This is a genomic window from Streptomyces sp. AB3(2024) (genome assembly GCF_041862025.1).
Classification (GTDB): Bacteria; Actinomycetota; Actinomycetes; order Streptomycetales; family Streptomycetaceae; genus Streptomyces.
The window spans coordinates 1-363 of record NZ_JBGWAB010000366.1 but is presented as its reverse complement, the minus strand read 5'-3'; the positions used below and the strand labels follow the sequence as shown (position 1 = coordinate 363).

The following is a 363-nucleotide window of genomic DNA, read 5'->3' as shown; positions in this document are numbered from 1 at the left end:
GAGAACGGCAGCAGCGCACCCGAAGCGGCCTGCCCGGACGGGTCGCCGTGGCCGATGGCGTGGAGTCCCGCGTCGAGCAGTGCCGGGTGCAGCCCGAACCGGGCCGCGTCCTGGTGACCCTCCTCGGGGAGCGCCACCTCGGTGAACAGGTCGTCGCCGCGCCGCCATGCGCTCTTCAGTCCCTGGAACAGCGGACCGTAGGCCATGCCGTCCCCGGCGAGTTCCGCGTAGAGCCCACTGACGTCGACCGGTACCGCGTCCACCGGCGGCCACACCGCCAGCTCACCGAACTCCGCCGCAGCCTCAGAACGCGCACCACTGGCCAGCACACCCGACCCGTGACGCGTCCACAACTCCTCCCCC

General features: G+C 72.5%; 1 protein-coding gene. It reads right to left on the bottom strand.

Translation table 11 applies throughout. The annotated features are described in order from the left end of the window. Positions 1–329 (bottom strand): polyketide synthase dehydratase domain-containing protein (locus ACEPPI_RS40795; RefSeq protein WP_373920283.1); only part of this gene is annotated, 329 nt, incomplete at its 3' end. Between the last annotated feature and the right edge of the window lie 34 nt (positions 330–363).